The organism is Achromobacter sp. Marseille-Q0513, from assembly GCF_018195695.1.
Classification (GTDB): domain Bacteria; phylum Pseudomonadota; class Gammaproteobacteria; order Burkholderiales; family Burkholderiaceae_B; genus Achromobacter.
This window is the reverse complement of sequence record NZ_JAGTJY010000006.1, coordinates 54552-74418: the sequence shown is the minus strand read 5'-3', so window position 1 is coordinate 74418 and position 19867 is coordinate 54552. Positions and strand designations below refer to the sequence as shown.

20 protein-coding genes are annotated in these 19867 nt (G+C 65.6%); 3 read left to right on the top strand and 17 right to left on the bottom strand.

From position 1 onward, the window contains the following. The 3 genes from KDH83_RS03070 to KDH83_RS03060 form a co-directional block, all read right to left on the bottom strand. On the bottom strand, window positions 1-663 hold a 663-nt coding region (locus tag KDH83_RS03070; protein WP_212312699.1), incomplete at its 3' end, for an FUSC family protein. Beyond that, window positions 660-1121 (bottom strand): MarR family transcriptional regulator, encoded by a 462-nt coding sequence (locus KDH83_RS03065; RefSeq protein ID WP_212312698.1) that lies wholly within the window; start codon window positions 1119-1121, stop codon window positions 660-662. The genes KDH83_RS03070 and KDH83_RS03065, both read right to left, overlap by 4 nt. 133 nt (window positions 1122-1254) lie before the next feature. Then, a complete protein-coding gene (locus tag KDH83_RS03060; RefSeq protein WP_212312697.1) occupies window positions 1255-2187 on the bottom strand; it encodes an AraC family transcriptional regulator in 933 nt (310 codons plus the stop codon). 145 nt (window positions 2188-2332) lie between these two features. Between KDH83_RS03060 and KDH83_RS03055 the strand changes: the two genes are divergently transcribed. Further along, window positions 2333-3403, top strand: coding sequence for an MBL fold metallo-hydrolase (locus tag KDH83_RS03055; protein ID WP_212312695.1), 1071 nt, complete (start codon window positions 2333-2335; stop codon window positions 3401-3403). Window positions 3404-3468: 65 nt separating this feature from the next. On the opposite strand, the gene ilvA is transcribed toward KDH83_RS03055, so the two are convergent. From ilvA to KDH83_RS02985, 14 genes are all read right to left on the bottom strand, one after another. Then, entirely contained in the window at window positions 3469-5091 is a 1623-nt protein-coding gene (gene ilvA, locus KDH83_RS03050; protein ID WP_212312693.1) for a threonine ammonia-lyase, biosynthetic, read from the bottom strand. A gap of 329 nt (window positions 5092-5420) precedes the next feature. After that, complete coding sequence (locus KDH83_RS03045; protein ID WP_000108283.1) at window positions 5421-5666, bottom strand: DUF2274 domain-containing protein; 246 nt, start codon at window positions 5664-5666, stop codon at window positions 5421-5423. Next, window positions 5663-6943 carry a TrbI/VirB10 family protein gene (locus KDH83_RS03040; RefSeq protein WP_003092274.1) on the bottom strand — a complete coding sequence of 427 codons (1281 nt, stop codon included), beginning with the start codon at window positions 6941-6943 and terminating at the stop codon, window positions 5663-5665. Before KDH83_RS03040 ends, KDH83_RS03045 begins: the two co-directional genes overlap by 4 nt. A 2-nt stretch (window positions 6944-6945) precedes the next feature. Then, on the bottom strand, window positions 6946-7938 hold the full coding sequence (trbG, locus tag KDH83_RS03035) for a P-type conjugative transfer protein TrbG (RefSeq protein WP_000776560.1): 993 nt from the start codon (window positions 7936-7938) through the stop codon (window positions 6946-6948). Then, the gene (trbF, locus tag KDH83_RS03030) at window positions 7935-8639 is read right to left on the bottom strand and encodes a conjugal transfer protein TrbF (RefSeq protein ID WP_001211312.1); all 705 of its coding nucleotides are present in this window, start codon (window positions 8637-8639) and stop codon (window positions 7935-7937) included. The genes trbG and trbF overlap by 4 nt, the downstream gene beginning before the upstream one ends. Before the next feature lie 18 nt (window positions 8640-8657). Beyond that, entirely contained in the window at window positions 8658-10025 is a 1368-nt protein-coding gene (trbL, locus tag KDH83_RS03025; RefSeq protein WP_001000746.1) for a P-type conjugative transfer protein TrbL, read from the bottom strand. Further along, the gene (locus KDH83_RS03020) at window positions 10022-10348 is read right to left on the bottom strand and encodes a hypothetical protein (protein ID WP_014603538.1); all 327 of its coding nucleotides are present in this window, start codon (window positions 10346-10348) and stop codon (window positions 10022-10024) included. Before KDH83_RS03020 ends, trbL begins: the two co-directional genes overlap by 4 nt. Before the next feature lie 12 nt (window positions 10349-10360). Further along, window positions 10361-11104 (bottom strand): P-type conjugative transfer protein TrbJ, encoded by a 744-nt coding sequence (gene trbJ / locus KDH83_RS03015; protein WP_003092277.1) that lies wholly within the window; start codon window positions 11102-11104, stop codon window positions 10361-10363. Continuing rightward, entirely contained in the window at window positions 11101-13551 is a 2451-nt protein-coding gene (gene trbE / locus KDH83_RS03010; RefSeq protein WP_000933135.1) for a conjugal transfer protein TrbE, read from the bottom strand. Before trbE ends, trbJ begins: the two co-directional genes overlap by 4 nt. A gap of 12 nt (window positions 13552-13563) precedes the next feature. Further along, window positions 13564-13833 carry a VirB3 family type IV secretion system protein gene (locus tag KDH83_RS03005; RefSeq protein ID WP_003092280.1) on the bottom strand — a complete coding sequence of 90 codons (270 nt, stop codon included), beginning with the start codon at window positions 13831-13833 and terminating at the stop codon, window positions 13564-13566. After that, complete coding sequence (locus tag KDH83_RS03000; RefSeq protein ID WP_000150010.1) at window positions 13830-14216, bottom strand: TrbC/VirB2 family protein; 387 nt, start codon at window positions 14214-14216, stop codon at window positions 13830-13832. Before KDH83_RS03000 ends, KDH83_RS03005 begins: the two co-directional genes overlap by 4 nt. Then, window positions 14213-15283: a P-type conjugative transfer ATPase TrbB gene (gene trbB, locus KDH83_RS02995; RefSeq protein WP_023093367.1), complete on the bottom strand. Its 1071-nt coding sequence runs from the start codon at window positions 15281-15283 to the stop codon at window positions 14213-14215. The genes KDH83_RS03000 and trbB overlap by 4 nt, the downstream gene beginning before the upstream one ends. Then, a complete protein-coding gene (locus KDH83_RS02990; protein ID WP_000085131.1) occupies window positions 15280-15756 on the bottom strand; it encodes a ribbon-helix-helix protein, CopG family in 477 nt (158 codons plus the stop codon). The genes trbB and KDH83_RS02990 overlap by 4 nt, the downstream gene beginning before the upstream one ends. Beyond that, on the bottom strand, window positions 15753-17750 hold the full coding sequence (locus tag KDH83_RS02985; protein ID WP_001163195.1) for an IncP-type conjugal transfer protein TraG: 1998 nt from the start codon (window positions 17748-17750) through the stop codon (window positions 15753-15755). Before KDH83_RS02985 ends, KDH83_RS02990 begins: the two co-directional genes overlap by 4 nt. A gap of 305 nt (window positions 17751-18055) precedes the next feature. Between KDH83_RS02985 and KDH83_RS02980 the strand changes: the two genes are divergently transcribed. Next, window positions 18056-18961 carry a LysR family transcriptional regulator gene (locus KDH83_RS02980; RefSeq protein ID WP_023093368.1) on the top strand — a complete coding sequence of 302 codons (906 nt, stop codon included), beginning with the start codon at window positions 18056-18058 and terminating at the stop codon, window positions 18959-18961. A 281-nt stretch (window positions 18962-19242) separates the two neighbouring features. Beyond that, a complete protein-coding gene (locus KDH83_RS02975; RefSeq protein WP_000043569.1) occupies window positions 19243-19773 on the top strand; it encodes a hypothetical protein in 531 nt (176 codons plus the stop codon). Window positions 19774-19867 lie beyond the last annotated feature (94 nt).

Sequence of the window (19867 nt, the reverse complement as noted above, 5' to 3'; positions counted from 1 at the left end):
GCCCACCACCGGGTCGTAACTCAGTTGCCCCGCCAGCGCCGACATCGCCGTCAGGTCGGCGATGATGCGGTGCCGATCCTTGCGCGATGCCGCGTCGCCGCGCCAGCCGAGCAGCGCGTCGTCCATCCAGGTTTCCATGTCGACCAGCCAGCCATTCAGGCGGCCGCGCATGGCCGGCGCCAGGGAGCGCGGCGCCAGGATGCTGTCCACCACCGTGCAGCTGAACAAGCCCACGCCGATCTCGCAGATGCGCGCCACGGCGGTGTCGAACATCAGCTCGGGATGATCCACGCCCGACACCGCCACCAGCAGCAGCGTCACGCCGAACAGCTGGAAGGCATACATGCGCGGAGTGCGGTCCAGCAAGGCCAGGCCGAACGCCGCCACCGCCAGCAGCCCCGACCCGATGATGATGAGCAGCGGCGCGTCGGCGAAGGCCGAGGCCAGCAACAGGGCCGCGACGCCGGCGCAGAAGGTGCCCAGCCCGCGATAGAGGGATTTGGAGCGGATGGCGCCGGACAGCGGATTCATGACCGAGCAGCAGGTCACCACCGCCCAATAGCTCTGCGGCAGGGCCAGGTGCACGGACAGCGCGTAGGCCAGCATCGCGGACAGGTACAGCTTGAACGAGAACAGCCACTGCGACGGGCCCCAGCGGTTCATGAGTCGTCCCGGCCCGCCACATAGGCCTGCGCCCGCGCCTCGAAGGCACGCAGCGCCTTGGTCGCGGCGGCGATCTCGGCCGGCGTCAGATCCGCCAGCAGTTCATCGCGCAGCGCCGCCAGCGATTTTTCCAGCTTGCGCGCCAGCGCCTTGCCGGCGGGCAGCAGCGCCACGGTCTTGCTGCGACGGTCATCGGGCACATCCTGGCGGATCAGCAGCCCGGCTTCCTCGCCCTGGTCCAGCACCCGCACCATCGCGGCCGGATTGATGCCGACCTGCGCCGCCAGCGTCTTCTGCTGCGCATCGCCCTCGCCCCGGTACAGCAGGATGACGGCGCTGCCCAGCGACATCGACAGCCCGCTGGCCGACAGCACCGTGGTCGCCGCCTGCACCCAGGCGCGCCGGGCGGGCTGGATCGACGTGGTGAAGGCCAGGTGGTTCTGTTCGGTGTCGTGCATGGATCAAGGCTCCGGGCTGGGCCCACGGGCAGGCAGCCGCGGCGCTTGATCCGATTGTACGTTCAAATTGAAATCATTGCTTATTGAATTATTTAATATGCAATACATATGCCCGCCACCGCCGGGCCGGCCATCAGGCCGCCTGCTGCAACGCCTCGCCGCCGCGCCGGTACTGCGACGGCGCGCACTGCATGGCGCGCTTGAACGCCGTGCTGAAGGCGCTTTCGGATTCATAGCCCAGCGAGAACGCGATGGCGGAAATGCTCTCGTTGCCGCTGCGCAGCCGTTCCGCGGCCATGTGCATGCGCCAGCGCGTCAGGTAGTTCATCACCGTGGTCCCCGCCAGCGCCTTGAAGCGCTGCGCGAAGACCGTGCGCGACGCGCCGGCGACGCGGGCCAGCGCCTCCAGCGTCCAGCCGCGTCCCGGCTCGGCGTGGATGGCGCCCAGCGCCGCGCCGATCCGGGGGTCCGCCAGCGCCGACAGCCAGCCCGCCGGCGCGCTGCACGACAGCGTGCCCAGGTGGATGCGCAGGATCTGCACCAGCATCAGGTGGACCAGGTGGGTCGATACCAGCGCGCCGCCGGGGCCCGGACTGCGCAACTCCGAGGCCAGCTGCTCCAGCGCCCAGCGCAGCACCGCGGCCTGTGGCGAGGCCCCCGGCACCTTGATGATGGGCGGCAAGGCATCGAACAGCAGCGCCGCGTGATGGCTGTCGAAGCCGACCTTGCCGCTGACCAGGAACTGCTCGCCGCCGCCGTTGTGGACCGCGATGCCGTCGCGCACCACGGCTTCCATGAGATGGGAGGGGTCGTCCGGCGCGAGCGCCAGGTCCGACGCCATCACGAAGCTGCATCCCCGGTTCACCAGGAAGCAGTCGCCCTCGTCGAAACGGATCGGCTCGTCCTGCCCCGCCACCCGGCCCCAGCACGATCCGCGCAGGGCGGCGGCGAACTTGATGCCCTCATGGGCGGGAAAGGCGAAGGACCATAGTCCCGCCGCATCGAAGCCGGCGTAAAGCTGGCTTTGCGGTTTCAGCAGCGACAGCACGTCTGACAGAGGATCCACGGCGAATTCCGTACGATTAACAAAGAAATAACGACTTTAAAGCATGGATCGTTCCCCAGCCAGCCCGTAAGCTTCAGATCATGAGGGGTGGTCCGCCCGCCGTCGAACGCGCCGGCCCGCCCTGTACACGGAGTTGATGGTCTCGATGCGCAATCCCTTTTCCTGTGCCGCCACCGGCAACTACGCCAGCTCGCCACAAGCCAGCGGCGGCCGCTTCCGCAATGACACGCCCAAGCCCACCAAGGCGCCGGCGTCCAGCGCCCGCATCATGTGGGATTTCTTCTTCAACAAGCCCGCCAACACCACGCCGCCCGCGCCGGTGCCCGTGCAGCCGTTGACGCGCGAGGCGCTGCGCCTGGCGCCGGACCGCAGCCTGTACCGGCTGGGCCATTCGACGGTGCTGCTGCGGCTGCGCGGCGGCTGGTGGCTGACCGATCCGGTGTTCAGCGAGCGCGCCTCGCCGGTACAGTTCCTGGGTCCCAAGCGCTTCCATGCCCCGCCGATTTCCCTGGCCGAGCTACCGCCGCTGCGCGGCGTGATCCTGTCGCACGACCACTACGACCACCTCGACCGTCGCGCCATCAAGGCGCTGGCGAGCAAGACCGAGGTCTTCCTGTCGCCGCTGGGCGTGGGCGACCGCCTGGCCGCCTGGGGCGTGCAGGCGGACCGGATCCGCCAGTTCGACTGGTGGCAAGGCGCCGAGATCGACGGCCTGCGCCTGACGGCCACGCCGGCCCAGCACTTCTCCGGACGCAGCTTGAGCGACAGCAACCGCACGCTCTGGTCGTCCTGGGTGATCGAGGATGGCGAGCTGCGCATTTTCTTCAGCGGCGACAGCGGCTATTTCGACGGCTTCGCCGAGATCGGCCGGCGCTTCGGCCCGTTCGACCTGACCCTGATGGAAACCGGCGCCTACGATCCGCAATGGCCCTACGTGCACATGCAGCCGACCGAAACCGTGCAGGCCCACCAGGACCTGCGCGGCCGCTGGCTGCTGCCGATCCACAACGGCACCTTCGACCTGGCCATGCACGCCTGGGACGACCCGTTCCAGCAGGTGGTGGCGCTGGCCGCGCCGCGCGGCATCCAGGTCACCACGCCGATGATGGGCGAGCGCATCGACATCGCCGCGCCGCACGCGGGCCAGCGCTGGTGGCGCCAGCCGCATGCCGCCGGCGCCGGCCAGCAGCCGCGCATGGGCGATTCGCGCGCCTAGTGTGCTGCCCCGCAGATACGCCCGCACGAAATCCACCCCTAGCCGCCATGGCGGTCCGTCCGTTTTCAGGCCAGGAATTGCCGGTAAGCCGGGTTGTCGGTTTCCTCGGAATGGGCGTAGCCCAGCTGCGCCAGGAACGCGTCCAGCGCCGTCGCGTCCGCCGGCGGCGCCTGGATGCCGACCAGGGCCGAGCTGAAATCCACGCCCTGGTTGCGGTAGTGGAACAGGCTGATGTTCCAGTTCGGCGCCATGGCCGACAGGAATTTCATCAGCGCGCCCGGACGCTCCGGGAACTCGAAACGGAACAGGCGCTCGCCCGCCGCCAGCGGCGAGCGGCCGCCGACCATGTAGCGGATGTGCTGCTTGGACAGCTCGTCGTGGCTCAGGTCGCGCACGTTGAAGCCTTCGTCCTGCAAGGACCGCGTGATGTCGGCGGCCTCGCCCCGGCGCGCGATCTGCACGCCGACGAAGATGTGGGCGCGGCGCTCGTCGGCGATGCGATAGTTGAACTCGGTGACGTTGCGCTGCCCGATCACGGTGCAGAAGCGGCGGAAGCTGCCGCGCTCTTCCGGCAGCGTGACGGCGAAGGCCGCCTCGCGCGCCTCGCCCACGTCGGCGCGGTCGGCCACGAAGCGCATGCGGTCGAAGTTCATGTTGGCGCCCGAGGTGATGGCCACCAGCGACCGACCGCTCAGCCCTTCCCGTTCGACATAGCGCTTCAAGCCCGCCAGCGCCAGCGCGCCGGCCGGCTCCAGCACGCTGCGCGTTTCCAGGAATACGTCTTTGATGGCGGCGCAGACCGCGTCGGTGTCCACCAGGATCACCTCGTCCAGGTACTCGCGGCACAGGCGGAAGGTTTCCTCGCCCACCAGCTTGACGGCGGTGCCGTCTGAGAACAGGCCGACCTCGGCCAGGTTCACGCGTTCGCCCGCCCGCAGCGACTGCGCCATGGCGCAGGAATCCTCGGTCTGCACGCCGACCACGCGCACCGCCGGATTGACGGCCTTGACGTAGGTGGACACGCCGGCCGCCAGGCTGCCGCCGCCGATGGGCACGAACACCACGTCGGGCGCCGACGGCATCTGGCGCAGGATCTCCATGCCCACCGTGCCCTGCCCGGCGATCACAAAGGGATCGTCGAAGGCCGGGATGAAGGTCAGCGCCTGCTGCCGGGCCAGCGTCTGCGCGTGGTCGTAGGCGTCGCTGTAGGAATCGCCGGCCAGCACCACCTCCACCGTCGGCCCGCCATGGGCGCGCACCGCGTCCACCTTCACCTGCGGCGCGGTCTGCGGCACCACGATGGTGGCGCGCACGCCCAGCCGGGCGGCGGATATCGCCACGCCCTGGGCGTGGTTGCCGGCCGAGGCCGTGATCACGCCCCGGTCCAGCGCGGCCTGGGGCGTGTTGCGCATCTTGTTGTAGGCGCCGCGCACCTTGAACGAGAACACCGGCTGGTTGTCCTCGCGCTTCAGGTACACCGAGTTGCCCAGCCGGGCCGACAGGCCGCGCGCCGGTTCCAGCTCGGTTTCACGCGCAATGTCATAGACGCGGGCGGACAGGATCTGGCGCAGATATTCCAGCTGCGAGGGCTGGCCCTGGGCGAATCCGCCCGCGCCGGACGGAGCGGCAAGGTCGGCGCAAGCGGAGGAAAAAGCAGAGGAAACGGTGGCGGTCGGCGTGTCTGGCATGCGGGTTCTCTGTGTTTGCCCGAAACGGCGGACACAAAAAAGTGCCGGTGTCAATTCTTTCGCGCAAATCAAGAAGGACTTGAAACCGTATATGGGACAGTAGGTTAGCTCCTTTCGGGGCCGCTTAGAAGAAGAGCGGCGTTGTCGGCTAGGAGCGACATAGGAGCGTTGGGAGAGAAAGCCGCATCGCACTGTGTAGTGCTGGATTGCCGAGGAACGGCGGGCCTGTCGCATCATCATAGCCCAACAGGCTCGGCGGCATCCAGAATGAAGAACGCGCAGCCTGGGCTGCGCGTTCGATGGATGCCGTTGAATAGCATGCGGTGCAATCATGGCGGCTTCGGTGGTGTGCTGCGGGTCGCCGTGCCCTTCCTGAATCCTCGATCCCCCGCCATGAACGCTTCCAGCATATGCGGGATCAGCGTCGCCGCATCAACGGCCTCGCCATACGCCTGCGCGTGTAGCGCGGCGTAGCGGTCGAGGTCGACTTTCAAGCTGGTCGGGCAAACGAAAGTCAGCTTGGTGCTCTCGGTCTTCGGCAGCGGGCCGAGCCGCAGCTTCTTGGTCGTGCTCATCGTGAAGTCCCCCGGTTGAAGAACAGCGGCTGGTACGGCCGCAGCACCAGATCCCGGTTGACGATGATGCGAACCGGCAGGCCCGGCCGTTGCGTTAAGGTCGGCTGGATGTTGAGGTTGCGCCGGGTCATCTCCTGGCCGACCTGATTGATGCTGTCCTGCGCGCTGTCGCGCCCAGCGATGATGACGCGATCACCATCCTGCCGGTTCTCCGGCGCGGCCAGCTCGGCACCGACGCCCAGCAGCGTGGTGAGTGCCGCACCGGCAAAGATGCGGCCCCAGTGGTAGTCCACATCGTCCTCCAGCCCGGCATAGCCGGCTGGGTCGGTGCCGGCCAGGTTGTCGAGCGTGAGCGAAGACGTGTCCGGCAGGATGATCCGGTTCCAGACGACTTGAACGCGGCTCTGCCCGTAGCTGACCTGGCTGTTGTATTTGCCCAGGATGCGCGAACCCTGCGGAATCAGCAGGAAGCGCCCGGTGGCTGTGTCATAGACCGGCTCCGTCACCGTGGCGATCACGTCGCCGGGCAAGTCCGACTTGATGCCCGTCACCAAGGCACCTGCGACCACTGTTCCGGCCATAACCTGATACGGCGAAATTGGCAGAGTCAGATTGCCGGAATTACGGGTTTCAGTGGGGCCAGCTTTCATGAAAGCCTCTTTCTGGTCTTGCCGGTTTTGCACCGCTGTCGGGTCAGCAGGTTGGGCCGCCGTGGAGGCCGGCCCGGCCGCCAGCGGGTCAAACGCCGCATTGGCGGCGAAGCCCGGCGCAGCGGCCACCTGTGTCTGCGCTACCGGCGCCGCATTCTGCCCACCCGAGCGGAAGAACACGGACGAGGCCGCGGCCGCCTCGGCTTCTTTTCGCAGGGCATCGTTCGGGTCGTGACCGGGGGCCGCGTAGGCAGCCGTCGCCGGTTGCTGCGACTTCACGATAGCCGGGCCAAGATCGCCCGGCAGCGGTGGCCCTAGTTCGGGAACGGCAGGCAGCAACGCCGGCGGCAGCTTGGAATAGTCCGTCGGCAGCGCATCCAGTCCTTCCGACTTTGACACGCGATCGACGTTGTAAAGCTCGGTCTGCTCGCCTGTGCTGCGTCGATGAGGTTGCAGCGACCACATCAGCGCGCCGAGCACGGCGACCGCTAGGACGCCGGCAAGGATGGCCAGCGAGCGCCGGTTCAGGCGTGTGACTGGACGCGGCTGGGCGCGCAGCGCCACTGCCTCCGGCGCCACCTTGTCCGCCTGCGGCGCGGCAAGGTCGGGAGTGTCATCCTGGCTCATGGTCAGTTCCTCCGTGCAACACCATCGGTGCGCTCGATCCGCACCACGTCGCCGCCATCGCCGCCCAGCCGCAGTTCGGCCGCGCCGAACAGGCGATCCACGACGTAGTACGGCGAGCGAAAACGGTAGTTCACCAGTTGCCCGTCGCCCTGCGCGCCGATGACAAACAGCGGCGGCAGCTCGCCCTGGGCGATGCCCGGCGGGAACTGGATATAGACCTTCTCTCCATCATCGAAGGCGCGCAGAGGCTTCCACGGCGGGTTGCTGCCCGATACCGCGTAGCGGAAGCGGATCTTGTCCAGCGACAGGCCCGTATCGACAGGCGTTGTTGCCTGCGCTGCCTGCGCCTGGCGCTGCAACGCGAGCATTCGGTCTTTCGGATAGTCCCAGGACACCGACGCCATCCATGCCCTCTCGGTCGAGGTCAGCTCCAGCAGGTAGGTGCGCCGACTGGTGGTGATGACGAGATTGGTTTTCAGACCGGAGCGGATAGGCTTGACCAGCACATTGACGCGCAGATCGGCCCCGCCGCCGCTGGACGTGTCGCCCACGATCCAGCGCACGGTATCGCCGGCGGCGACCGTTACCAGTTCCTCGCCCGGTTGAAGCGAAACCACCGTCACGCGCCCCGGCGACGCATAGACCTGATAAAGCGCGCCATCGGTGAACGGCCACACCTGAATCGCGTTGACGTAGCCCTCACGGGTAGGCGCGATACGCGCTTCTGCATTGGCACGGGAAACGCGCACCTTTTCGTCGGCCGGCTCCGGCGCAACGGGGGCCTCATCGAGTTCCGGCAGGGGCTTCAACTGCGCCGGCAGCGCCAGCGGTTCAGGGACGGCGACGACTTCGACGGGCTTGGGCGGTTCGGGCAACGGCTGGGCCAGCACCGTCTCGTCGAGCGAGATGGATGGCGGCGGCTTCCCCTGCGAGGCGCAGCCCGCGAGGGCCAGCAGCGTCAAAGGAACAACGTAAAGGCGGAAACGAAGTTTCATGGTTTGGCTCCTTCGGAAGAATCCAGTTCGCGGCTCCATGACAGGCCGTTGACGTAGATACCCAATGGGTTCTTGAGCAGGCGCTGTTCAGTACGCGGGGTTTGCAGGACGGTCGAAAGCACGGCGTTCCAGCGTTCGGTGCCGGCGGGCGCACCGTTGACATAGCGCTGCTCTGTCCAGCGCACGTTGAAAGACGTGTCGCTCGCGCGAACCACGCTGGTGATTTGCACCGTTACCGATTCCTTGCCGATGCGGGCGAATGGGTCATTGGTGCGGGCGTAGTCGTTGAGCACCGCCGCGCCCTTGTCGGTGGTGTAGTCGTAGGCATCGAGCCAGTTCTGCCGCACCACGATGGGGTCGATGGACAGCGAGCGAACCAGCGTCACGAAGCGCGCCAGGTGGTGCGCGATCTGCGCGTCGCCGGGCCGGTACGGCGTGGCGGCCTCTCCCACGGCGCGCACCTGCCCGGCTTGATCGACCTCGATGACATAGGGCGTCACGATGGACTGCGCCGAGCGCCACACCAGGCCGCCGGCCATCAACAGCGCGAGCACTAGGCAGCCGAAGGCCATCAGGCGCCAATTCTTCGCCTGCACGCGGGCGGAGCCGATACGGTCGTCCCACACCTGGGCGGCGGCTTGATACGGGGTGGCAGGCTGCGGCGTATCGGCGTAGCGCACCTGCGGTCGTTTGAATCGCATGGGTGTTCTCCTTGAAGGTTAGGTATCGGAATCCCGCAGGCTCGGGCCTTGCCCGGAGCCGCCGCCGTCGCCGCCGCGCAGCGTGTGGGCGGCAGTGGTCGCGGCATGGGTAGCCTGCTGGCGGCGGTGCATCCGCTTGGCCCAGGCCGGTTGCTCTTGCTTCTGCGAGCCTGCGGTGCCGTCTGCGGTCTGGCCGGGGCCAGCACCGTCGCTGCCGGCTTCTGTGCCGTTCCAGCCAGCGCGGAAGGAGTCGGCCACCTTCTGCCCAACAGCGGAAGCACCAGAGGTGACGCTGCGGCCTGCGGCTTGTGCGCCAGTCTTGGCGACATTGCCGAGGCCAGCCGCCGCGCCCTTGGCACCGCCGCCGGCCGCAGCGGAACCGGCCTGGAACGCCGATCGGGCACTGCCGGCCGCCGAAGTCGCGGCACGCGCACCGGCACCGGCCAGCTTTGCGGCCGCCGGGGCCATTCGTGCCCCGGCCATGACGGCGCCGCCCACGCCCGTTACGGCGGCGCCGATGGCAACGCCGGTGCCGACAGCCCCGACCGCAGCACCAGCCATCGCGCCCGCACCAAGCTGTGGCGCACCGGACACCAGGCCGGTGGCGATACCGGGGCCGAAAATGCCCAGCGCCAGCAGCGCGAGCGAGGCCAGCATCACGACCAGCGCGTGGTCGATGGATGGTTCGTCGGGATGCACCTGGAACTCGGCGAACAGGCCTGAACCGATGCCGACGATGACGGCCAGCACCAAGACCTTGATGCCTGACGACACCACGTTGCCTAGCACCTTTTCCGCGAGGAACGAGGTCTTGTTCCAGAGTGCAAACGGGATCAAGACGAAGCCGGCGAGCGTAGTCAGTTTGAACTCGATCAGCGTGATGAAAAGCTGTACGGCCAGCACGAAGAAGCAGAGGATCACCACCAGCCAGGCGATGAACAGAACCACGATAGGGTCGATGTTCACGAACACCTCGGGGAACCCAGCCATGTCCCCGATCTGTTCCAGAATCGGCGCGGCTGCGTCGATGCCGGTCTTCGCCAGCCGGCCCGGCTGAAGGAAGTTCTCCATCGTGATGGCCGAGCCGGTAGCGGTAATTCCCAAGCCGGCGAACGAGCGGAACACGATGCTCGCCAGCCAGTTGAAGTTGCCGATGATGTAGGCGAACGCGCCGACACAGAGCACCTTGCGCAGCAGCTTGGCGATCACGTCGTCGCCCTGGCCGGTGGCGTGGCTCATGGCCCAATACAGGCCAGCGATCGTCATGTCGATGACGATGAGCGTGGCGGTGAGAAATGCCACTTCGCCCTGCAATAAGCCGAAGCCCGAGTCGATGTAGCGCGAGAACGTATCGAGGAAACGGTCGATGATGGTCACGTCGTTCATGGCGAATCCTCGGGCGGAGTGAGCGGAACGGCGCCCTCTGGCAATTCATCTGCGGGCGTATCGAAGCTCGGCGGAATCGGCGGGAGTTCAGCCAGCGAGTTGTATTCATCCGGCCCGGTATGGCCGGCGAAGAAGCGCCGCCGGAAGGCTTCAGCGGCGGCGCGGCAGGCATCCTCGCCCACGGCCTGCCGGTCGGCCGCGCATTGCCCGCGCAACGCCTTGAGCCGCACCGGATCTGCGGCCAGGGCGTCGGCCAGGTTCTCGGCCGGCTGCTGGCCGCACGCGGTCAGCAGCACGGCCATCAGGACGGAAGCGCATCGCATGGCCGCCTCCGGTCAGTTGTTATAGAAGTTGACGGACTGCGGCGTGTACGGCGTGCCGGTGCCCAGAAAGCGCCGCCGCACTTCGCGGGCGCGCTCCATAGCCGCCGCTTGCCGCGCCAGTTCCAGTGAAGCGGCCCGGTCTTGCGTGATCTGGAGCTGCTGCGCCTGGATCGACTGCTTGGCCTGCAAAGCCAGGAGCTGGTTCGTCGCCTGCATCGCTTGCAGCGCGCCGGTGGCCGACTGGCTCTGGCTCACGAGATCGGCCAGCGCGCTTTCGTCTTGGGCGAGGTTCTGCGACACCTGCGCCTGCATCCGCATCGCGGTGTGCAAGCCGTTCAAGGTGTTCTGCCAGCGTTCGCGGGCGTCCTGTGCCATGCGGTCGCCGCTGATGGTGGCGGCGTACTGTTCCGGGTACAGGCGGGCGAACGTGGCATCCATGCTCTGCACGTCGTAGGCCAAGCCGCGCGCCTCGGCGATCAGGCGCTCGGTGGTGGCGAGCGTCGAGCGCAGGCGGTTGACGATGTTGAAGTCGAGATTTGCCAGGTTCCTGGCCTGGTTCATCAACATCTGCGCCTCGTTCTGAAGCTGGTTGATCTGGTTGTTGATCTGTTCCAGCGTGCGCACGGCGGTCAGCGTGTTCTGCACGAAGTTGGACGGGTCGAACACCGTCAGCGCGGATGCGGGCTGCACGGCCAGCAGCGATACCGACAGCACGGCAGCGAGTGAGACAGAGAGCAAACGGGGCTTGGTCTTCATGGTGAAACCTCCAGCGGTTGAGAAGCGAGAAAGGAAGCTGCCGCCGGAGCGGACGGCAGCAGGTCGGCGGCCCAGCCGAGGCCGCGATGGCGCAGCCACGCGCCGGCGAAGCCGGGAGCGCCGGCCTGCGTCAGCACGCGGTCAATATCGCGTTGGTCTTGAGGGGTGGATGCGCCCGCGAATGCGAGCGCGACAGGCCCCAGGTCGAGGTCGAACAGGCGATTGCCGAGGCGCGACTGGTAGTAGTAATCGCGCTTGGGCTGTGCGGTCGCCACGATCTCAATCTGGCGGCTGTTCAAGCCGAAGCCTTCGTAGATCGTGCGAATCTGCGGCTCGGTGGCCTGCGGGTTAGGTAAGAAGATCCTGCTCGCGCAGCTTTCGATGATGGCTGGCGCGATGGTCGAGTCCTTGATGTCGGCCAGCGACTGCGTGGCAAAGATGACGCTGACGTTCTTTTTTCTGAGCGTCTTGAGCCATTGCCGGATGCGGGCCGCGAAGGACGGCTCATCGAGGAACAGCCACGCTTCATCGAGGATCAGCAGCGTGGGCGCGCCGTCAAAACGTTCGTCGAAGCGGGCGAACAGGTAGCGCAGCACTGCTTGCACGGCGGCGGGGCTGTGCATCAGTTCTTCCATCTCAAAGCCCTGCACGTCGGCCATGCCCAGCCGGTCGTGGTCAGCGTCCAGCAGCTTGCCGTGGGCGCCGCCCAACACATAGGGCGCGAGCGCTTGGCGCAGCGCGTTGGACTGCAATAACACCGACAAGCCGGTCATGGTGCGCTGCTCCACTGGCGCACCGGCAAGGCTTCGCAGCGCCGACCAAATGGCAGCCTTCTCGTCCGGGCCGACCGTCACGCCTTCGTGCAGCAGCCGGCCCTCCACCCATTCGGCGGCCCAGGTGCGGTAGCCCTCGTGGGCTATTCGCGCGAGTGGCTGGAAGGCGATGCCGCCATCGGCACCGAGGTCGTAGTGCTCACCGCCAAGGCCGAGGATGGTGGCGCGCATCGAGCGCCCCATGTCGAAGGCGAAGATCCGCGAGCCGAAGTAGCGCCGGAACTGCATGGCCAATATGGCGAGCAGCACCGACTTGCCCATGCCGGTCGGCCCGGCGACAAGGGTGTGCCCCACGTCGCCGATGTGCGTCACCAGCCGGAACGGCGTCGCGCCATCGGTGCGGGTGACGATCAGCGGCGGGCCATCGAGGTGTTCGTTCTTCTCCGGCCCAGCCCATACCGCTGACATCGGCATCATGTGCGCCAGGTTCAGCGTCGAAACGATGGGCTGACGCACGTTCGCGTATGCGTTGCCGGGGACGGACGACAGCCAGGCATCGACTGCGTTGAGGGTTTCGGGGATGGTCACGAAACCCCGGCCCTGGATGACGCGCTCCACCATGCGCAGCTTCTCGTCGGCCACGGCCGGGTCGGCGTCGAGCACCGTCACCGTGGCGGTGAGGTAGCCGAAGGCGACTTGATCGCTGCCCAGCTCCTGCAAGGCGGCATCGGCGTCGGCGGCCTTGTTGCTGGCATCGGTATCGACCAGCGGGCTTTCCTGCTGAAAGATCGTTTCGCGCAGCAGCGCGATGACGTTCTTGCGCTTGGCGAACCATTGGCGCCGCAAGCGCCCCAATTCCCGTTCCGCCTCGGCTTTGTCCAGGCACAGGAAGCGCGTACTCCAGCGATACGCAAAGCCCAGGCGGTTGAGGTCGTCCAAGATCCCCGGCCAGGTCGAGGTCGGGAAGCCTCGTACCGACACCACGCGCAGGTGCTGATCGCCCAGCATGGGCGCCAGGCCGCCGACCAGCGCGGCATCGGCCAGCAGTGCGTCGATATGGAACGGCACGTCGGGCACGCCGACGCGATAGCGCCGCGTGGAGACTGTGGCATGCAGGTAGGTCAGCGTCTGGCTATCGTCCAGCCAGGCAATCTCCGGCATCACACCATCGAGCAGGTCGAACACGCGATCGGTCTCTGCCACGAAGGAATCAAGCCGACCACGCCAGTCCACACCCTCAGTGGGCCGGTTCTCGTACAGCATCCCAGCCGCACGGGCGCGAGACTCTTGCGGCGGTAGGTGTTGCAACGTGAAGTGATAGACGCTCTCGAAATGGCCATCCGACTCCTCGAACGCCGCGCGTCGCTCCTCATCCACCAGCCAGGACAGTGGTTCGGGAAAGGAGGATTGCGGATAGCTCGATGCCCGCATCCGCTCGGCCTCGATATAGAAGGCCCAGCCAGACCCGGTACGGCGAAGCGCGTTGTTCTGCCGCGCCGACGTGGCAATCAGCTCGCCCTGTGTCGCACTGTCCAAGTCGGGGCCGCGAAACTGGAACGTGCGTTGAAACGAACCATCTTTGTTCAGCACAACGCCCGGCGCGACCAGCCCGGCCCAGGGCAGCCAGTCGGCAAGCAAGGCCGGGCGCTGACGATATTCGGCAAGGTTCAGCATGGCGTCCTCCCCTCACACGTCCAGAAGCGGGCGGTGTTTGATATGCCGCGCGAAGACCTGCATGAACTGCGGATCGACGCGCGCACCCCATACGGCCAGCGAGTGGCCGACGATCCAGAGCACCACGCCGGGAATCCACAGTTGCAGGCCCAGCCCGACGGCGGCGGCTAGCGTGCCGTTGGCAATCGCCACGGTGCGCGGCGCACCGCCCAGCAGGATCGGCTCGGTCAGCGAGCGATGCAGCGGCACTTCAAAGCCCGGAAGATCGGTGGCCTTACTCATACGACGGCCCCTCCGGAGAAGCTGAAGAACGACAGGAAGAACGAGGACGCGGCGAACGCGATGGACAGGCCGAACACGATCTGGATCAGCTTGCGAAAGCCGCCGCTGGTATCACCGAACGCCAGCGCAAGCCCCGTCGAGATGATGATGATCACCGCCACGATCCGGGCGACTGGCCCTTGGATGGATTCGAGGATGGAGGTCAGCGGCCCTTCCCACGGCATCGAGGAACCGGCGGCCTGCGCCGTGCCCGCCAGCAACAGCATCAGCGCGGCCAGCAGCAGCCCTTGCCCTGCGGGACGGGCCAGGTGGCGCAGCCGCGCCATGCTGGACAGGCGAGAAATAGGATTTACGGAAAGACGGAAAGCATCAACGTGCGTCATGGCAGTTCTCCAGGTTGGTCAGGGGTCGAGGAAGGCGCAGCGGCAGCGGCTGCAAGAGGAACCGGCGGCAGCTCGGGAAACGGCGTTTCCAGCGCATCTGTCAGGCGATAGCCCGCACCGTCGAAGCCGACGACACGGGAGATGGTTTCGACGTGACGTTTGCGGCCACGGCCTGCGATGTGAATCACCACGTTGACCGCCTCGGCGATCAGGGCGCGGGGCGGATTCACTGCCACTTCGAGGATCAGTTGCTCCAGACGCAGCAGTGCGCCCAAGGCGGAGCCGGCATGGATGGTGGCAATGCCGCCGGGGTGGCCGGTGCCCCAGACCTTCACCAAGTCCAGGGCTTCGCCGCCACGCACTTCGCCGACGATCACGCGGTCAGGCCGCAGGCGCATCGTGGCCCGCACCAGCTCGGTCATTGTGACGACGCCGGCGCGGGTGCGCAGCGGCACATGGTCGCGGGCCGCGCATTGCAGCTCGATGGTGTCTTCGAGCACCAGCACGCGGTCGCCTGTGGCGGCGATCTCGGCCAGCAGCGCGTTCGCCAGCGTGGTCTTGCCGGTGCTGGTGCCGCCGGCGATCAGGATGTTCTGCCGCTCGCGCACGGCGCGGCGCAGGAACTCGGCCTGCCCGGCGGTCAGGATGCCGTCGGCCACGTAGCGATCCAGGCCGATGATGCTCACGGCCCGCTTGCGTAGCGCGAAGGCTGGCCCCGGGGCGGCCGGAGGCAGGATGCCCTCGAAACGCTCGCCGGTTTCCGGCAACTCGGCGGTCAAGAGCGGCTGGCCGCGATGCACCTCCGCGCCGACATGCGCGGCGACCAGGCGGATGATGCGTTCACCATCGGCCTCGGGCATCTCCACGCCCAGCGGCGAGCGACCCGACGACAGCCGATCCACCCACAGGGTGCGATCGGGGTTGAGCATGATTTCCACAACATCCGGATCTTCGAGCGCAGCGGCGATCAGCGGCCCCATCGCCGTGCGCAGCATCTGGATGCGGCGATCCTGGGACGCCGCGGCGGATGAGCGAGATTCAGGCGGAATCTGCGGAACGGCACTCATGACGCACGCTCTGCAGCTCGCTCATCGGCGGACGCCATCGCTGCTGCGTCATCCATCCGCATCGGATCGGGGTGCAGTTCCTCCACCACGTCGCGCACCAGACTGCGGCCACGCAGCAGGTGGCGACCCAACTGCTCGACGAACTGCTCGAAGCGCGCTTTGCCCTGGGCGCGGGCCGCGTCCTTGTGGGCTTCTGGCACCGGCGTGCTGATGGTCAAGAAATAGCGGATGAACAGCGCCAGCGTTTCGATCTGGATGTTCTGGTCGCGCTCCATGCGTTCGGTCTGCCGCGACAGTCGATCCAGCCGCTTGGCAATGGCGGCCTCACGCTGGTCGCCCGCATCGGGTGACAGCCAGGACGCCAAGGCCGCTGCGACGATGGAGGACTTGGACACGCCTTTCTTGGCGGCAAGTTCATCCAGGCGCTTGGCGTGCTCGGGCTGGATGAAAAGATTGAGGCGGTATTGGCTCATAGGTCGATTCCGTCGTTGGGGTCGAGAGAAGCCAGCCGGGCCGTGCGCTGCATGGCCGGGTCGAGCTGGCCGGGAAGCGGGAGCGCCAGGTCGTCGTCATCGAGCAGCTCCAGGTCGTTCGCACACGCGTCCAACTCGGGCTCGTAGGCGACGGTTTCGGAGAGTTCGAGCTGGCGGCGCGGGCCGCCGTCATCGGTGCCGCCCGGACCATCGGCGGATACCGAGGTCGGCGCCGTAGGTACGGCCGGGATCGCCAAGCCGCTCCAGTCGTCGGGGCGGGCTGGCGGCGCGTCGGCGTACCTCCCGACTGCGAGCACGGGCGGTGGCAGGACGCGATCCTTGAAATTGGCGTCGACGTAGTAACGCAGCTTCTTCGCGCGGATCGGGGCAACGCTGGACACCATGACTACGGCGTCCTCAGGTGGAAGCTGCATCACCTCGCCGGGCGTCAGCAGCGGACGTGCAGTTTCCTGACGCGACACCATCAGGTGCCCCAGCCACGGAGCGAGGCGGTGGCCCGCGTAGTTGCGCTGCGCGCGAAGCTCGGTGGCGGTGCCGAGGGTTTCGGAAATCCTTTTCGCCGTCCTTTCGTCGTTGGTGGCGAAAGTCACCCGGACATGGCAGTTGTCGAGGATGGAATGGTTCTGCCCATACGCCTTGTCGATCTGGTTCAGGCTTTGAGCGATGAGAAAGCTGCGGATGCCGTAGCCGGCCATGAAGGCAAGCGCGGACTCGAAAAAATCGAGGCGACCCAGCGCCGGAAACTCGTCCAGCATCAGCAGCAGCTTGTGCCGGCGCGCGATGCCATCGCTGCCGTCGAGCGATTCGGTCAGCCGCCGCCCGATCTGGTTCAAGATGAGCCGGATCAGCGGCTTGGTGCGGCTTATGTCGGAGGGCGGCACCACCAGATAGAGCGATACCGGGTGCTCGGCGGAAATCAGGTCGGCGATGCGCCAATCGCAGCGCGATGTGACTTCGGCCACGGTCGGGTCGCGGTACAGGCCGAGAAACGACATGGCGGTGGAGAGCACGCCCGATCGCTCGTTGTCCGACTTGTTGAGCACTTCGCGGGCAGCGGATGCGACAACCGGGTGAGGCGCATCGCCCAGGTGCTTCGTCGTCATCATCCGGTGCAGCGTCAGCTCGAACGGACACGCCGGGTCGCTGAGGAAGTTGGCGACGCCGCGCAGCGTCTTGTCCTCGCCTGCGTACAGAACATGCAAGATTGCACCGACCAGTAGCGCGTGGCTGGTCTTCTCCCAATGATTGCGCTTCTCTAACGCACCTTCAGGGTCAACCAGAATGTCGGCGATGTTCTGCACGTCGCGCACTTCATGTGCGCCGCGCCGGACTTCAAGCAGCGGGTTGTAGGCGGCCGACTGCCTATCGGTGGGGTTGAAAAGCAGGCAGTGCGAAAAGCGCGAACGCCAGCCCGCCGTGATCTTCCAGTTCTCTCCCTTAATGTCGTGAATGACGGCGGACGCCGGCCACGAAAGCAACGTAGGCACCACCAAGCCCACGCCCTTGCCCGAGCGCGTGGGTGCGAAGCTCAGGACATGTTCCGGCCCCTCATGTCGGAGGTATTGGTCGTCGTGTTGGCCGAGGAAGACGCCCGCCGGGAGGGTCAGTCCAGCTTTGCGGATGTCGACGGCATCGGCCCAGCGTGCCGAACCATAAGTCGTAACCAGCCGCGACTGCCGAGAACGCCATACCGACATGGCGATGGCGACGAGTAAAGCGAACAAACCGCTACCACCCGCAATCGCACCGCCTGTGTCGAAGACGTGCGGCGCGTAGGCATCAAAGAAGAACCACCATTCGAACAAGCGCCACGGGTGATAAACCGGTACACCTAGAAGATCGAACCAGGGCGATCCGAGGCGTACTTGATAGCCAAGGGTCGCTGCTGTCCATTGTGTGGCGCCCCAGACGCCGGCGATCACGATGCCGATTACCACAGCGATCTGGCCGAACAGAACGTTCGTCCCTTGCATGACCTGTCCTCCGATTTCTCCTGCGCTGGTGTCTCATTGAAAGCGTTGCACAGGGGGTGTCGCAGGCGTCAGGATCGGTTCTGGGCTAGTGCCGGTCAAAGACCGTTCGCAGCACAATGGTCGAGGGAAAAGAAAGAATGAGCGCGGTGGCGAGTCAAAGAAAAGCGCCGCAAGCGAAAGCGCACTGCGGCGCATACAGAGTTCCAAGCAAGTTACCCAAAAAAAGCCGTCAATGGGCCTTGCTTCCACTCATAGGCAATATTTAGATATCATGAAAAACGATGATATTTAAGATTGGAATAAAAATGAAAAATATCAAGAGTATGGATCTCAACTTGCTCAAGGCGCTGGACGCATTGTTAGACGAACGCAATGTGACACGGGCGGCGGCCCGTCTGGGACTAACCCAGCCGGCCTTGAGTGGCATGCTGACGCGGTTGCGCGAGAGCTTCGGTGACCCGCTTTTCGCGCGCTCGCAGCGGGGTATCGTTCCAACGCAGCGGGCGCTGGATCTAGGGATGCCTGTCAAGCAGGTGCTCGCCGAAATCGACGCGCTGCTCCAGCCACCTTCCTTCAATCCGGCCACCGCACAACTGACCTTCTCCATCGCCGCGACGGACTATGCGCTGCGTGCCGTTGCTGTCCCATTTCTATCGGCACTTAAACGGCACGCACCGCGTGTACGAGTCTCATTAGTGCCAGTCGAGAGCGGGCAGCTACAGAACCAGCTTGAGCGCGGTCAGATCGATTTAGCCCTCCTGACGCCAGAGATCACTCCGCCAAATCTGCATGCCCGAGAGCTGTTCAAGGAACACTATGTGTGTGTCCTGCGGGAAGACCATCCTGCGGCTATGGGGCGCAAGCTGACCGTTAAACAGTTCTGTGCTCTCGACCATGCGCTTGTTTCCTACGATGGTGGAGGTTTCCGCGGCGTCACCGACGATGCGCTAGAACAGTTGGGCAAACGACGCAGCGTCACACTGTCGGTCAAGAGCTTTCTGATCTTGCCAGACATCCTGCGTGCCAGTGACATGGTTGCGATCTTGCCGAGCCGCTTGGTCGCCGGTATGGACAAGCTGGCTATCTCCCTGCCGCCGGTGAAGATACCGGGGTTCACCAAGACGGCTGCTTGGCACGAACGCACCCATCACGATCCAGCACATCGCTGGATACGAGCACTGCTGTTCACTTCCTGTGCTAACAACAAGTAGGCAAGATCGCTCCTATCGTCATGCTCAGCACAACTCTACCTCGCACTACAAATAAGCAATCAGTCGGCTCAATTGGAGACGCGCCCTTTCGTAGCGCCGCTGCGAGATAGCCTAGTCGGTGGATGGCAGAACCTAGGCCTTGATATCATATTTTATGATATCAAAAATAGAAACTTAGGATTTCACTTATTGCAGATGGAGGCTCATGATTTGCTCCATGACCACTTGAATGACGCAGCCACCCCTGTTGCGTCATCGACATTTTGTGAAGGAGCTTCGATATGAGCAAGCAACAGAACGCCATCCTCTGGCCCGAAGGCTACACGCCGGGCTTTACTGAGAATTTCGCCTCCAATGAGATCATCGCCGCCGGCTTGAGCGCGGCCGACGTATGGCCTCTACTCGTCACACCATCGCTGTGGCCAAGCTACTACGCCAACTCGGCTAACGTGTGCTTTCATGACGGCAAAGGCCCGGTACTGGCCGACGGCGATCGGTTTTACTTCGAGACCTTCGGCTTCCCGGTAGAGGGGCAGTGCAACGAATACGTGCCACCTGCGGATGGGCAACCCGGCCGCGTGGCCTGGCACGGCTGGTCCGGCGAGGAAGGCACAGATACGCGCCTGGATGTGCATCACGCCTGGCTGGTTGAGAACCTGGACGGCAGGCGCGTGCGCATCCTCACGCAGGAAACTCAGAAGGGCAAACCGGCCGAGGAGCTGCACAACGCCAAACCCAACCCGATGATCAACGGCCATCAGGACTGGCTCGACAGCTTGGTCGAGGCAGCGCGCAAAGCCAAGCAGGCGTAGTGGTCTCCGGCCGCTTGATCCCAAGCGTCTGAACGGAGAAAACCATGATGAGAACTCCCCTCAGGATTCTGCTGGTCCTGACTTCGCAGGCAAC